General features: G+C 37.9%; 17 protein-coding genes. 16 read left to right on the top strand and 1 reads right to left on the bottom strand.

Features of this window, described 5'->3' with window-relative positions:
- The first annotated feature begins 31 nt into the window (after positions 1-31).
- Genes rfbD through PLJ10_07740 form a run of 5 tightly spaced genes read left to right on the top strand, consistent with a single transcriptional unit; the run spans position 32 to position 3850 of the window.
- Positions 32-877: a dTDP-4-dehydrorhamnose reductase gene (gene rfbD / locus PLJ10_07760; protein HOK09543.1), complete on the top strand. Its 846-nt coding sequence runs from the start codon at positions 32-34 to the stop codon at positions 875-877.
- Complete coding sequence (gene rfbB, locus PLJ10_07755; GenBank protein ID HOK09542.1) at positions 877-1893, top strand: dTDP-glucose 4,6-dehydratase; 1017 nt, start codon at positions 877-879, stop codon at positions 1891-1893. The genes rfbD and rfbB overlap by 1 nt, the downstream gene beginning before the upstream one ends.
- A gap of 15 nt (positions 1894-1908) precedes the next feature.
- Positions 1909-2118 carry a DUF6485 family protein gene (locus PLJ10_07750; GenBank protein ID HOK09541.1) on the top strand — a complete coding sequence of 70 codons (210 nt, stop codon included), beginning with the start codon at positions 1909-1911 and terminating at the stop codon, positions 2116-2118.
- A 29-nt stretch (positions 2119-2147) separates the two neighbouring features.
- A complete protein-coding gene (rbsK, locus tag PLJ10_07745; protein ID HOK09540.1) occupies positions 2148-3095 on the top strand; it encodes a ribokinase in 948 nt (315 codons plus the stop codon).
- Between the two features lie 47 nt (positions 3096-3142).
- On the top strand, positions 3143-3850 hold the full coding sequence (locus PLJ10_07740; protein ID HOK09539.1) for a ribulose-phosphate 3-epimerase: 708 nt from the start codon (positions 3143-3145) through the stop codon (positions 3848-3850).
- Between the two features lie 10 nt (positions 3851-3860).
- Here the strand turns inward: PLJ10_07740 and PLJ10_07735 are convergent, their stop codons facing one another.
- Entirely contained in the window at positions 3861-4823 is a 963-nt protein-coding gene (locus PLJ10_07735) for a polysaccharide deacetylase family protein (protein HOK09538.1), read from the bottom strand.
- A 176-nt stretch (positions 4824-4999) separates the two neighbouring features.
- Between PLJ10_07735 and PLJ10_07730 the strand changes: the two genes are divergently transcribed.
- The 11 genes from PLJ10_07730 (at position 5000) to PLJ10_07680 (ending at position 14802) form a co-directional block, all read left to right on the top strand.
- Positions 5000-5761, top strand: coding sequence for a hypothetical protein (locus tag PLJ10_07730; GenBank protein ID HOK09537.1), 762 nt, complete (start codon positions 5000-5002; stop codon positions 5759-5761).
- Positions 5762-5843: 82 nt separating this feature from the next.
- Positions 5844-6770 (top strand): signal recognition particle-docking protein FtsY, encoded by a 927-nt coding sequence (gene ftsY, locus PLJ10_07725; GenBank protein ID HOK09536.1) that lies wholly within the window; start codon positions 5844-5846, stop codon positions 6768-6770.
- Positions 6771-6783: 13 nt separating this feature from the next.
- Entirely contained in the window at positions 6784-7395 is a 612-nt protein-coding gene (locus PLJ10_07720) for a uracil-DNA glycosylase family protein (protein ID HOK09535.1), read from the top strand.
- A 113-nt stretch (positions 7396-7508) separates the two neighbouring features.
- Entirely contained in the window at positions 7509-7940 is a 432-nt protein-coding gene (locus tag PLJ10_07715; GenBank protein ID HOK09534.1) for a hypothetical protein, read from the top strand.
- A 131-nt stretch (positions 7941-8071) separates the two neighbouring features.
- Entirely contained in the window at positions 8072-9460 is a 1389-nt protein-coding gene (locus tag PLJ10_07710; protein HOK09533.1) for a dipeptidase, read from the top strand.
- A gap of 20 nt (positions 9461-9480) precedes the next feature.
- Positions 9481-10656, top strand: coding sequence for a hypothetical protein (locus tag PLJ10_07705; GenBank protein ID HOK09532.1), 1176 nt, complete (start codon positions 9481-9483; stop codon positions 10654-10656).
- Positions 10657-10759: 103 nt separating this feature from the next.
- Complete coding sequence (locus tag PLJ10_07700) at positions 10760-12448, top strand: SpoIIE family protein phosphatase (protein HOK09531.1); 1689 nt, start codon at positions 10760-10762, stop codon at positions 12446-12448.
- Complete coding sequence (locus tag PLJ10_07695) at positions 12441-12878, top strand: ATP-binding protein (GenBank protein ID HOK09530.1); 438 nt, start codon at positions 12441-12443, stop codon at positions 12876-12878. Before PLJ10_07700 ends, PLJ10_07695 begins: the two co-directional genes overlap by 8 nt.
- Positions 12879-12881: 3 nt before the next feature.
- Positions 12882-13205, top strand: coding sequence for an STAS domain-containing protein (locus PLJ10_07690; GenBank protein ID HOK09529.1), 324 nt, complete (start codon positions 12882-12884; stop codon positions 13203-13205).
- On the top strand, positions 13205-13999 hold the full coding sequence (locus PLJ10_07685) for an ABC transporter permease (GenBank protein ID HOK09528.1): 795 nt from the start codon (positions 13205-13207) through the stop codon (positions 13997-13999). The genes PLJ10_07690 and PLJ10_07685 overlap by 1 nt, the downstream gene beginning before the upstream one ends.
- A complete protein-coding gene (locus PLJ10_07680; protein HOK09527.1) occupies positions 13999-14802 on the top strand; it encodes an ABC transporter ATP-binding protein in 804 nt (267 codons plus the stop codon). Before PLJ10_07685 ends, PLJ10_07680 begins: the two co-directional genes overlap by 1 nt.
- Positions 14803-14832: the final 30 nt, after the last annotated feature.

Here is a 14832-nt window from a genome sequence, read left to right as displayed (position 1 = left end):
ACTTTTTTAATTTATACAGGAAAGGTAGCGTATGCGAGTCCTAATTTTTGGTGCAAAAGGTCAGTTAGGTAAAGATTTAATAAAGTGTTTTCAACCAGAATATCAAGTTATAGGATATGACCTACCAGAATTAGACATTACAAATGCAACTGAGGTGTATAGGTTATTAGAAGGAGAGGCTCCTGACCTCGTTATTAATTCGGCAGCATATACAAATGTTGACCGAGCAGAGGAAGAAATTGACAAGGCTTTTCTTGTAAACGAGGTTGGAGCACGTTTTGTTGCTGACCTTGCAAAGCAGTGGAATGTGCCTGTTGTTTACTACAGCACAGATTACGTATTCGATGGGACACAAAGGAAACCCTATACAGAAGATGATATTCCCAATCCCTTGTCAGTTTATGGACGTTCTAAATTGGCTGGTGAGCAGGCAACAAAAGAAGTAAATCCGAAACATTTTATTTTGAGGACCGCATGGCTTTATGGTCCAGGTGGAAATAATTTTATTGAAAAGATGGTAAACCGTGCACGCACTGCGGAGAAATTAGAAATATCTGATGATGAAATTGGTTCTCCCACATATACTTGGGATTTAGCCCAGATGACGTTAGACATTGCTAAAACCCACCAATACGGATTATATCATGCGACAAATAGTGGTGAATGCTCACGTTACCAATGGATGAAAGAATGTTTTGAATTATTAGATATATCAACACCAGTGCTTCCCTGTTCCCGTTCAAAGTTTGTGCTCCCCGCACAGAGACCTGCATATTCAGCTATGGACAATCGGAAAATTACTTCTGTACTCGGTAGAAAAATACCGTCATGGCGTGAAGCGGTAAAAGAATACATAAAACGTAGGGAAGAAATCTGATGAAGAAAATACTCGTAACGGGTGGGGCTGGTTTTATCGGCTCAGCCTTTATCCGTAATATGTTGGCATGGTACCCTGACCTTTCTATTGTGAATCTTGATAAACTTACCTATGCTGGTAACCTTGATAATTTACGAGGTATTGATGAATCACGATACACCTTTATTCGTGGAGATATTGCGGATGCAGATACCGTAGAACGGGCTATAGAATCTTGCGATGCGGTAGTGAATTTTGCAGCGGAAACACATGTAGACCGCAGTTTAATGGGTGCCAAGGACTTTCTCAAAACAAATGTAGAGGGTGTATATCAGATTCTAATTACTGCTCAAAAAAAGAATGTAAGTAGGGTACTATTGGTTTCGACAGATGAAGTCTATGGAAGCAGAGATAAAGGTTCTGCTACGGAGACCGATTTGATAAACCCACGCAATCCATACAGTGCCTCTAAAGCGGGCGGTGAATTGTTAGGCAAAGCCTTTTTTGAATCGTTTAAGTTGCCAGTATTAATCACACGTGGATGCAATACCTACGGACCCTATCAATATCCTGAGAAGGTTCTACCTCTGTTTATCACCAATGCAATTGAAAACAAACCCTTACCTTTATACAAGGGTGGAGAACACAACGTTCGTGATTGGCTATATGTTGATGACCATTGCCGAGCAATAGACACCGTTTTAAGGGAGGGGACACCTGGCGAGATATATAACATCTCTGCAGGATTTGAAAAAGAAAATATTGAAATCACACGTAAGGTTCTCGAACTAACAGGAAAAGATGAAGCGTTAATTCAATGGTTACCCGACCGTCCAGGACATGATTATCGGTATTCCATGAATTCCGCTAAACTTCGAGCATTAGGTTGGGCACCATCTGTTAACTGGGAGGAAGGAATTCAAAAAACAGTTCGGTGGTATAAGGAAAATGAATGGTGGTGGCGGAAAATTAAAGAAGGTGAATTTAAGAAGTACTATGAGGAACAATATATAAGTAAAATGAAACTAAATAGTTGAAGGAGGTTTACTACTATGGCACAAGAATGCAAAAATCAAGAACGGAATCAATCTTTTTGCTCATGTAGTTATCCGGGTTGCCCGAGACATGCCTTATGTTGTGAATGTCTCCAATACCATCTTAAAAAGAGACAACTGCCTGGATGCTGTTTCCCACCAGAGGTGGAGAAGACATATGACCGTTCTTTTGAAGCCTTTGCTCGTGCATGGAATTTAACAAAGTAGCAAATATAAATTGATTTGGACTTTCAAATATGAAAGAATTGCTCAACATATTAAAGAACCAACAACGAAGCGTAGTCGTGGTTGGTAGTGCTAATGTTGATATGGTGGCAAAAGTTCCACGGATGCCAAAGGAAGGGGAATCCCTTCGTGGGGACTCGTTATCCGTGGTTTTCGGTGGGAAGGGGGCAAATCAAGCTGTAGCCCTTGCAAGGCTCGGGGCAAAGGTTCGTTTTATCGCTTGTGTTGGGAAAGACCAATATGGAAAAGCTATGAAACAAAATTTTAAGAATGAAGGAATACCAACCCATACTATTAAAGAGGCAGTCGATTCTTTATCTGGAACCGCATTAATATTTGTTGATAAAACAGGTAAAAATAGTATTGTTGTAATTCCAGGTGCCAACCATGATTTAAAACCGAAGGATGTTATACAGCAGAAAGGTATATTCAAAAAGGGAGATGTGTTCCTTACCCAATTAGAATTACTATCCGAGACTGTGGAGGCATCCATTATCTTAGCCAAGGAGGCTGGTTTAATAACTATTGTTGATGCAGGTCCACCAAGAAAAATCTCTAAATATATCTTCCCCTATATTGATATTATTTCGCCTAACGAAACAGAGACAGAGTTCCTTGTTGGAAAGAAACCAGAGACAAAAAAGGATTGTCAAGTTTGTGCTGAGAAATTGATGAAAATGGGTGCTCGTGCTGTCGTGCTGAAATTAGGGGCAAGAGGTTGTTTTTATAGTGATGGTGAAAAAAAATTTTTCATTAATGGATATAAAATTAATACGGTTGATACCACTGCTGCAGGTGATGCATTTACTGCTGGGTTGGCATTAGCATGGGGACGAACATCCATAGAAGAGGCGTTGCAGTTTGCCAATGCTGTTGGTGCTTTGGCTTGCACCCGATTTGGTGCTCAACCTTCAATGCCAACATTATCTGAAGTATCCACATTTTTAAAACAAATATAAAGATAATCAAATTAATTTAAACGACTCCATCAAGGTGTGACGTAAATATGGATAAACAAGATTTTAATTTTAATAACGTTAAATATTCTGCATCTGTGATGTGTCTTGACTTAGGAAATCTAAAAGAAGAGTTTCGTACCCTTCAAAGAATAAATATTAATGAACTTCATTTTGACATGATGGACGGTAGATTCGTTCCAAATTTAACATTGGGTTTCGATTTCATTTCTCTCGCAAAAAAATGTTGTTCTCTACCGTGCTGGGCTCACTTGATGATAGAAAAACCTGAACGGTATTTGAAACGACTGGTTGAGAAAGGCTGTTCTGGAATTACTGTGCATGTCGAAGCGTGCATACATCCACATAGAGTTGTTAAACATATACGTGATTTAGGACTCCTTGCAGGGATAGCTATCAATCCCATGACACCATTAGACGAATTGGAATACCTATTGCCTGAGGTGGACAGGGTATTAGTGATGACAGTAGACCCTGGGTATGCAGGACAAAAATTAATTCCCCAGTCTTTCGAGAGAGTTCAAATTCTTGCTCGAAAAATTAAATACCATCAATATTCTGTAGATATTGAAGTGGATGGGAATATAACAGTAAGAAATGGAGCAAAATTCATTCGTTTAGGAGCTAATATTCTTATTTTAGGTTCTTCAAGTATCTTTCATGGGTTGGCACGGAATTATGAGGAGACTTTTCCACACTTCTGTCAAGAAATTGAAAAGTTAGCCCATCTTGTATAGAAAGTATAGTTTACTTAGCTTTTGCCCGTCGTTCTTTTAACTCTCTCCATGTACTCAAAATGATTTTTTCATCATCAAGGAATTTTTTAAGTTCTGGATTTATCATCAATAAATAATCACCTTTTCTTGTGACTGCAGATTGAGTGAAAAATGGAAATTCCTCCGTCGGAATAGCACAATGTAAAATAACCTCTGTTACACCTGGTTTCATTTCATGCAATGTTTTTTTCATCTGGTCTAATTTATCTTCTACTTTCCAGTCATAGGCAAATGTTATAACATCATCTAAAACAGGCAAACCGGCATCCCAGATTTTTTGTGCCCAGTTCTTTACATAATCCTGAGTGAAGGGTAATTCTTGCTGTAAATACTGCATGTGTCCACCTGGAAACAGGACTGGTATCTGCTTTTCAATTCCCAAATTGATATATTTTTCTGTAAATCCCGGAGTGGCAAATAGAGTGCCCATGTGTGTATCCAGATGTGTAGGTTTTATTCCCATCCGTTCTGCAAGGGCTAATTGTGCACGAATCTCACGGTCTACTTCCTCTGGTTTTGCATGAACAACCACATCGGCAACATCTCCCCACATATAGCCTGATTCATCTACTAACCCGAGCACTTGCTGAAAACCGGAGACGGGACTCCAACGGTAATTATCCCATTCGGAGGTTAACGTTAGATGAAGTCCTGCATCCCATTGTGGATTTTTTTTCCATTCCTTCACAAATTCATCAACCCATGCACAGGGCATCATGATACTGCATGATGTGGCTACTCCTTTAGTAAAAGACTCTATTGTTGCTTGGTTTGCACCATGACAAAGTCCAACATCATCAATATGAAATATAATAACCCGACTCCCTTTTTCCCAGCCTAAACGTTCCGCATATGTTATCGGTTCTTCACAATAAATTATTGTTGACATAAATAGGAAAATAGCGAATCCAAACATAAAAAATTCTTTTTTCATAATGTTTTCCTTTATTAAATTTTGATTGAATAATTCATGACAAAAGTATAAAATATTAATAAAGTATTATACTTTCATTATTTTATTGTATAATAATTAGAGAATAATTGTAAACTATTGAGTGATAAAGCGGTGAATAGATAAATTTTTAAATATGTTGAATAAGGTTTTACTATATGAGAAGGACACTACAAGATTATAGTTCCTCACCTGGACAGAAGATTGATGCAGATGCGGTGTGTGTGCAATGTGGCACGGTCAATCCAGAAGGGACACTTATTTGTAAAACCTGTGGTAATAATCTACGTGACCAAAAAAGGTTAAGAATGCAGGCAGAAGAGCAATTATTAGTGGGAGATGAATTGCCCAGTCCACGAAATATTGTTTTGGGTATCATTGCTATTCTCGGGACTATTGTTATTATCTTTGCTGGACTGAATGCAGACCAAATTATGATGTGGTTAGTAAGTAGTAGCGAATTTTCATTTTCATCAGAATCACCGTGGTCTGGTAATTTGGGAAAGCAATTAAATACTATGGCAGAAAATTTGAAGTCACAGGTAGTAGCAAGCAACCAGATTTATGAAGCAATTCAAAAACCTTTGAATATAGAAACCATGGAAGGGACATTTGTCATTGCAGTACGAGATGTGGATGATAATTATGCCCCTGTGGGAAAGGCATTAGTACGTTCTCAACAAGATGATGCTTATTTGTTCGTTGCCTTATTAGACAATGGAGCACAGGTTCGTGGGGTAGCTCAAAAGCAAGAACAACGGCTTGTCGCATATTGGGATCGTGCGTCCTGTGAATGGGGTGGAAATCGTGGTGCTGTTTCAGGTATCGTCTCCAAACGGGAAGATGGTCATTTTGAGGGATATGGAGGTAGCGAATTGACAAGTGAGAATTTCGGTTTCTATGCGTTCAGGTTGCCATAAAAAATAAGAGGGATTATAATTCTAAACCGCAAATTCTCCCAACATATTTTTAATTTGTAATCTAAAGATAAAGGATATCTAAATGTTTAAAATGACTTTTTTTTCTAATCTTAAACAAAAATTACAAAAGACAAGAAGTGCATTAGCAGATGGAATAAAAAATATTTTTTCCTTATACCCCAAATTAAGTGATGATGTTTATAACTCCCTTGAAGAATTATTAATTGAAGCAGATTTGGGAGTAAATACAAGTCTTTTTTTGATAGAGCGATTAAAGGAAGAAGTAAAAAAGCAAGGGATAACCGAACCAGAACAAGCATTGGCTTTATTAAAATCAATTATGACAGAAATGTTAACCTCGGATAAGGATGAAATTTGTTGGGTTGCGGAACCACCTCCACATGTTACCCTGATTGTTGGTGTCAATGGTTCAGGAAAAACTACAACTGCAGGGAAAATATCTGCCCTGTTAGGGAGAGAAGGGAAAAAAGTAATCCTTGCTGCGGGAGATACATTTCGAGCTGCGGCTGGTGAACAATTAGAAATATGGAGTCAACGTAGCGGTGCCGAATTAATTCGTCATCAAGAAGGAGCAGACCCTGCCGCAGTAGCATATGATGCTGTTGATGCTGGAATTGCACGTAAAGCGAATAATGTGATTATAGATACCGCTGGTAGACTACATACAAAAGTTAACCTGATGGAAGAATTAAAAAAGATACATCGTGTAATAAAAAAACGAATGCCCGAAGCACCACATGAAGTATTACTCGTGCTCGACGCAACAACAGGGCAGAATGCAATGCAACAGGCACGGATATTTACAGAGGCGTTAAATATTACTGGGATTGTTTTAACAAAACTGGATGGAACAGCCAAAGGAGGTGTAGTATTAGGAATTCAGAGAGAATTAAATATACCTATTCGTCTAATTGGTGTTGGCGAAAGCGTAGAAGATCTACAACCCTTTGACCCAAATTCATTTGTTGACGCTTTATTCAATGGATAAAAAATATTCCTCTATGAGCATAAATGATAAAAGGCTATTGCAAATTGCTGAAGAAATTAGAAAATGTCGATTTTGCGATAAAAAATTGCCATTAGGAGCAAATCCTATTTTGCGGGTTGGGATTACGTCTCCTATCTTGATTGTAGGACAGGCACCAGGATTAAAAGTTCATCAAACAGGCTTGCCCTGGAATGACCCCAGCGGAGACAAACTAAGGAAATGGCTAAACGTATCAAGAGAACAGTTCTATGATACACGGTATTTCTCAATCATTCCGACTGGATTTTGTTATCCTGGCCGAAACGTAAAAGGTGGAGATTTGCCACCACGACATGAATGTGCCGATTTATGGTGGTCAAAACTTCTTCCTTTCACTTCAAAATATAAGTTAATTCTTCTTGTAGGTGGATATGCTCATAAATTATTTTTAAAAGATAGAATTAAATCTACACTTACAGAGACGGTATTTCATTGGAAGGAATATTTTCCACCCATTATAGTGTGTCCACATCCTTCATTCCGTAATAATCTCTGGTTAAAGAAAAATGCATGGTTCACTCAAGAAGTGGTTCCCATTATTCAGAAAATGGTAAGAAGTATAATTAGAGAAATAGAGAGAGAATGATAAGGTTATAACTTGAAATTCAAAAATAAAAGTGGTATAAATATAGACATATCTTTTTGAGAAGGTAGTTAGATAGTTGAATAACACAAAACACTAACAGGAAAGGGTCTAACATGAAAAGACGCATTTTGTATCTTACAATTGCTACAGTCGTTGTATGCATGAGCTTAGTCATTCTCGGTTGTCAGACTGGAAAAAAGGTAACACCCGAAGAAGCTATCTCTGCAAAAATTAATCAATTTGCAGAAACATTAAAGGCAAAAAACATTGACGGAGTGATGGGAATTTTCTCCGAAAAATTTGAACATTATGAATGGGGTGATAAGGCTGGTGCACGTGAATTTTTACAACAGGCAGTGGATGTAGGTTATCTCGATAATCTTGAAGTGGATTTAAGCAAATTACAAATTAAAGTAGATGGAAATACTGCCACAGCATATCCTATTGATATAAAAGGCAATTTTGGTTCCACTACTGTAGAATTGACATTCACAAACGAAAATGGAAACTGGCTCGTTACAGGTCTGGATGCCAGTGATATTTAATAAACTTTTACCAATTTAATATCACATTGATATAAACTACGACATCGGAAAAGGGGTGTCGTAGTTTTGTTTTTAGTAGATAAAAAATTAAAACTTTAGAGGTATTAAGATACATAAAGAGGAGTATCGTAGTGGCTTTATCTAATCTAAGTTTGTCGTATGTGGATGAGCATTGGAACGATTTTGTTTATTCCTTAAAAGAATTCGTATCGATTCCTTCCATTTCTACACTGTCCGAAAACAAAAAGGATGTCCTTCGGACAGCACAGTGGTTAATGCACTATTTTAAGAAATTAGATTTTCATCGAGTTGAATTAATCGAGACTGACATGCATCCACTGGTTTTTGCAGAATATAAACCGCCTAATCCTGTAGCCACATTGTTAATCTATGGGCATTATGATGTCCAGCCAGCAGACCCTGAAAGTGAATGGCTAACAAAGCCATTCGAACCTACAATAAAAGGGGACTATATCTATGGACGGGGTGTATCTGATATGAAAGGGCAATTATTAGCCCAGATGTCCGCCACAGAGGCATGGCTCGCACATAATACCTTACCACTGCACTTAAAATACATCCTTGAAGGTGAGGAAGAAATTGGTTCTCCCAGTATGCAACTTGTTTTAAGAAAATACAAAGATTTATTAAAGGCTGATGTGGCATTGAATTGTGATGCAGGTATTTTTGCTCCTACTATTCCTGCAATAACATACGGACTTCGAGGGTTGACTTATTTTGAATTGGAGTTAAAAGGTCCCAAACAGGATTTACACAGTGGTCTTTATGGAGGGACTATCCGTAATCCTTTGCATGTTCTATGTGAACTCATAGCAAAAATGCATGATGAACAGGGGAGGGTAACACTACCGCATTTTTATGAACATGTTCGTCCACTAAGCGAAGAAGAAAGAACATTGTTGGCTGAAATTCCACATAGTGATGACGAATGGAAAAATATAACAGGTATGTCGCATCTTTATGGCGAAGCTGGATACAGTACCATTGAAAGAGTGGGAGCCAGACCTACTCTGGAAATTAATGGAATCATCGGAGGTTTTACAGGAGAAGGGGCAAAAACAGTTCTACCCTCAAAGGCACGGGCAAAAATTTCGACGCGAATTGTGCCTGACCAGGAACCAGAAAAGATAGAAACATACCTTCGTGAATTTCTACAGACACACTGTCCACCTGAAATCAAGTGGAATTTAATACTTCATTCCTGTGCCCCACCAGCATTGATGAATTTAAAATCATCGTATATGAAATCAGCCGTAAACGCATTAGAAAAAGAATTTGGGCGTAAACCCATATTTCGCAGAGAAGGTGGAAGTGTGCCTGTTGTCGCATGGCTCCAACAATATTTAGGTATTGATTCAATCATGTTAGGCTTCGCTCTCCCAGATGATGGTATTCATGGTCCCAATGAACATCAAAACTTACCCCTTCTAAAGAAAGGTATTCGGGTGTATCTAAATTTCTATAACGAACTCATAAATTCGGTCGGAAGGGAAAAATGATAAAAATAAACAAAGGAATCATGCTGACAATTCGAGGTATTCCCATTCATCATCATACACCAATCACATGCGGTATTAAAGAGGGTAAAATCCTTTGGGTAGGAGCAGAAAACAAGACAAAAAAGGCAGATTTGGGGGATAACGAGACAATTATTGCCCCATTGCTATTTGATGCCCAGATAAACGGTGGGTTTGGAATTAGCGTTCAAGACGAGAAGTTAGATGATATAAAAATCTTAGAATTGTCAGAGCAGTTATTAAAAATAGGTGTTACCTCGTGGGTTCCAACAATTGTTTCAAATTCTCTTGAAAAAATGGCATTCCTTTGTTCAGTTATATCAGATGCTATCAAAAAGCATAAAGAGCTTTCTTCTGCAATTCCTGGGATTCATTTAGAAGGACCATGGATTTCCTCCGAAGATGGGCCTCGGGGTGCTCATGCAAAAGAATTTGTTCGAGAACCATCTATAAAGGATTGGGAAAAGTATTTTTCCCATTTGAGTGATGCTATTTTGTATGTAACATTAGCCCCAGAATTGAAAAATGCCATTTCTTTTATAAAATACCTGGTTGCCCATAAAATAACGGTTGCTCTGGGTCATCATAATGCAACCATAGAAACAATGCAAGAGGCAATAACAGCAGGGGCAACTATTTGTACCCATCTTGGGAATGGTATTCATAATTACATACATCGCCATCATAATCCGATATGGTTTGCCCTTGCGAACAACAACTTGAATGTATCTATAATTGCAGATGGGCATCACTTGCCCGAGCCGATATTAAAAGTGATAGCCATGTGTAAAGGTTGGAGAAAGGTGTTTCTTGTTTCCGATGCCACACAATTTATGGGGATGAAACCAGGAGAATATACTGAGTTCGGTTCTCAAGTAGAACTACAAAAGGATAGAAAATTATGTTTAAAAGGTACACCGTATCTTGCAGGAAGTGCCACATCCCTTACAGATTGTATCCCTGTATGGCAGAAAGCAACTTCATTGCCACTAAATACATGTTTTTATTCAGCCTCAGTTGTCCCTGCAAAATCGTTAGGTGTAAAAATTTCGCCATTTAAACTTGTTCCAGGGAGAGTAACTAACTTTATGCTATTGCAAGAAAAAATCATTGCCAATAGGAAAAGGCTAATCCCAATTGCAATTTTTAGTAATGATAGGTGGTTCATTAAAAAATAAAATGGTTATAATGAAACGAAAACAAAGAAATTTGTATTTTATATATTAGTAAATGTTGTAAAATAATGATAATATCGTTATAAAACGAGTTGGGAGAGACGAAGTGCCCAAAGCATATTTAGTAAACGATGACAAAGGAGAAAAAATACCTCTCCCTACCCATTTAATTATTGGCAGAACTAAAGAATGTGGTTTAATTTTAGAAGACCCGGCGGTCTCTCGCAAACATATTGAATTGAAGGCTAAAGAAGGAGGCTATATCTGGAAAGATTTAGGAAGTACAAACGGCACATACATCAACGGGCAAAAGATGCTTTCAGGAGAACTTCATCCTGGCGACTTAATTCAGATTGGGAAAACAACCTTCCGTTTTGAGATAGAGCAGAACAAAGAGCCAACAGAAAATCTTAAAAAAGAGTCAGAAATTGGCGACCAAAGTTCTATTGTGGCTCATTCCTTTCTCAGCATGGATGAGACAACACTTCCTTCTACAAAGCAACAACGAGCCAACTTGTTATTAGAGACCCTTTGCAAAGTTATTAATGAAATCGCAACTAATTTCAATCATTGTGAATTACAAAACAAAATTATCGAAGCAACCTCTCGTGTACTACCTATCGACCACGGTGCCATTTTACTAACAGACGAAAACGGTAATGTATTACCATGCCCTCAATGTCAACGTGTTCATCAGTGGGAAGGAGGACATCTTATCTCTGTTCCAGTAAATCGAGTATCCATTAGCAGTACTGTTATTTATAAAGTAGTTAAAGAACGGCAAAGTCTGCTTTATCAGGATATTATGGAAAACGATGAGCTAAAAAAAGCAGTAAGTATTATTTCCTTAAATGTCCAATCTGTCATTTGTGCTCCGCTTCGTGCCAAAGAGAAAGTGATCGGTTTGTTATATATGGATACAGTATCGGAACAGAGCAGATATACCGAAGAAGAATTGTTACTTGCCTCCGCTGTGGGTAATGCGGCAGGTCTCGCTATGGAAAATGTTCGAATATATCAAGAATTAATAGAAAAGTATAGATTAGACCAGGAATTAAAAACTGCAGCTGTCATTCAGCAAGGCTTCTTATTTGACAATTGGAAATCTATCCCGAACAATTGTGATATGTATGCACGAACTTTGCCAGCAAAGGTAGTAGGTGGTGATTTTTATGATGTCATTTTATTACCAAAAGATAAAATTGGGTTTATTGTAGGAGATGTATCTGGAAAAGGAATGCCTGCTTCCCTTGCTATGGTGCGATTGCTTACTGAATTTAGAATTCAGGCACAACGATTATCCTCACAAGTGGATGTAATCAATGCCCTAAATGAAGACCTCTTCGAGTATGGACAGCAAGGCATGTTTTGCTCTTTATGTTATGTCGTTGTAGATATAAAGACTGGAGAAATTTCTGTAGTTAATGCTGGACATTTACCGACATTATGGTTAAGAAATCACAAAACGGACTATTGTTTCCACCCAAGTGGACCACCGTTAGGAGTTCTACCTAACTCCACATGGAAAGTTGAAAACGACATTTTATCGAAGGAAGACTCTATTTTATTATTTACCGACGGAATCATTGAGGCAAGAAATGAAGATAATGAAAAAGAAATTATTGACAGAGAATTTGGTATTGATAGATTAAAAAAAATGGTTGAGACTATACATTTTGAAAATGCAGAACAGTTTGTACAGGCGATATTAAGTGAAGTTCAGAAACACACAGAACCTAATTCACCTCATGACGATTGCACATTACTCCTATTTCGGTGGCTAAACCATGCGTGATGACTTAAAAATAACATTCCGTTCACATCCAAAACTCTTAAAGCCTATTAGGGCTTTAATAAAAAATTATTTAGACGTGGTAGGCTTTTCCAAAGACCGAATAGATGATATTGTTTTAGGACTTGATGAAGCATGCACAAACTGTATTCGCCATGCATACCACAATTCCCGTTCAGGTATAATACAATTAACAGCACGACTGGGAACAGTATGGCTTGAATTTGAAATACAGGATTGTGGAGCATGCCCACCAAAAAACTTTTTAGACAGAAAGGAAGTTGCACCTCTACAACCTACAACTATCAAGCCACATGGACTTGGTTTAATTATTCTTAAACGTGCATTTGAAGAAATACAGTTTAATGTAGATAATGATGGTAGAAATTGTCTTATCCTGAGAACCCGTAGAAAAGGTTTCAAGAAAGGTTAACTTATGTCCATAGAAGTAAAATCGGTAGAACAAAATGGAAACTATAAAATTCAAGTATCGGGTCAAGTTGACTTATACACTTCCCCAAATCTACGCAAAGCGATTATGGAAGCTGTCGATAAATCAAATACCTCTATTATAATACAGTTATCAACTGTGGAGTATATGGATTCTTCGGGGGTCGCAACATTAGTAGAAGGATTACGCTCTGCTATGAAACAAAAAAAATCTTTTAAGTTATCTACTCCTTCACCAGCAGTCCGCAAAGTATTGAACCTTGCTCGATTAGAATCTGTCTTTACTATTATAGAAAGTAATGAGGAGTAATGAGATTCCTGTTAGGTTATATAGGTCATCATTTTTTAAATGGCTTACACTCTCTATTAATTGTTTGTGTACTTATTATGGACACTTTAAATTGGCTTTTTTGGCAACCCCTGCGAGGCAGAGGTTTACGATGGCAAAGTGCGGTAGAACATTTCGTTGAATATGGCTTCCGTTCTATGCCTATCGTTGGGCTTATCTCTTTATTGGTCGGGATTATTATGGCAATGCAGTCCGCATATACATTACAGCAATGGGGTGCAACGATATTTATAGCGAATCTGGTGGGTATATCTGCTTTAAGAGAATTAGCACCGTTAATGTCTGCAATTCTTATTACAGGTAGAAGTGGCTCGGCTATAACTGCGGAAATTGGCACAATGAAGGTATCTGAAGAGGTGGATGCCCTTATGGTTATGGGGTTAAATCCGACAAAATTTCTTGTCGTGCCAAAATTTTTGGGGATGATACTTGCAGTGCCCTGTGTTACAGTGCTATCCATGGCAATTATGATTGCAGGTGGATTTGTGGTAGCCGTTGGAATTCTCGGAATTGATTTTTGGGCTTATTTTGACCAAACAGCAAATGCCCTTGTCGCCAAGGACTTATATTCAGGGCTAATAAAAAGTTTATTTTTTGGCTTTACCATCTGTTGGGTGGGTATTTATCGTGGATTTCAAGTTGAAGGTAGCGCAGAAAGTGTTGGGAAAATGACCACTTCTTCTGTAGTAACATCAATTTTTACAATAATCATTGTAGATTTAATCTGGACAGCTTTATTTTACTTTACAGAATGATGAACAATAATAACTCCGAATACATAATTGAAGTTGAAAACCTTGTCGTGGAGTACGGGACAAGGCGAGTCCTTGATAATATCTCATTTAAGGTAAAAAAAGGTGAGATATTTGTAATCCTTGGCGGTAGTGGTTGCGGGAAAAGTACATTACTCAGAACATTAGTAGGATTACTCCGACCAAGTTTTGGAAAAATTTATATGTTTGGGAAAGATGTTACAGCCCTTAATACACAACAACAAATAGAACTGAGAAAACGGATTGGCATGTGTTTTCAGAACTCCGCTCTGTTTAATTCGATGACAGTAGGAGAGAATGTGGCGTTACCCTTAAAAGAACATACCAACCTTGCAGACTCAACAATAGAAATCATGACACAAATTAAACTGGACCTGGTAGGTCTCGGAGGGTGTGCCCATTTATATCCCTCTCAATTAAGCGGAGGAATGAAAAAACGTGCTGGAATAGCACGGGCTATGGCGTTAGACCCTGAGATTATTTTCTATGATGAACCTTCCTCAGGATTAGACCCTATTGTCGCAGCAGGATTAGACCAGCTTATACGAAAAATGCAAAGCACATTTAACCTTACCAGTGTTGTTGTCACTCACGATTTGGAAAGCGTTCAAATCATTGCAGACCGTGTTTGTCTCCTACATGAAGGTAAAATTGTGGCTATTGGCGATTTGAAAGAGATGGGACTTCATTCTGACCCATACTTACGTCAATTTTTTGCACGAACTCCAAATCCAGAAGAAAATCAAACCGCCCCGTCAATTTTGGATACTTTTGAAAATATGTAATAATACATAACATAAACAAATATTGGTATA

This window comes from Candidatus Hydrogenedens sp. (assembly GCA_035361075.1).
GTDB lineage: Bacteria > Hydrogenedentota > Hydrogenedentia > Hydrogenedentales > Hydrogenedentaceae > Hydrogenedens.
This window is presented reverse-complemented; position numbering and strand designations above follow the sequence as displayed.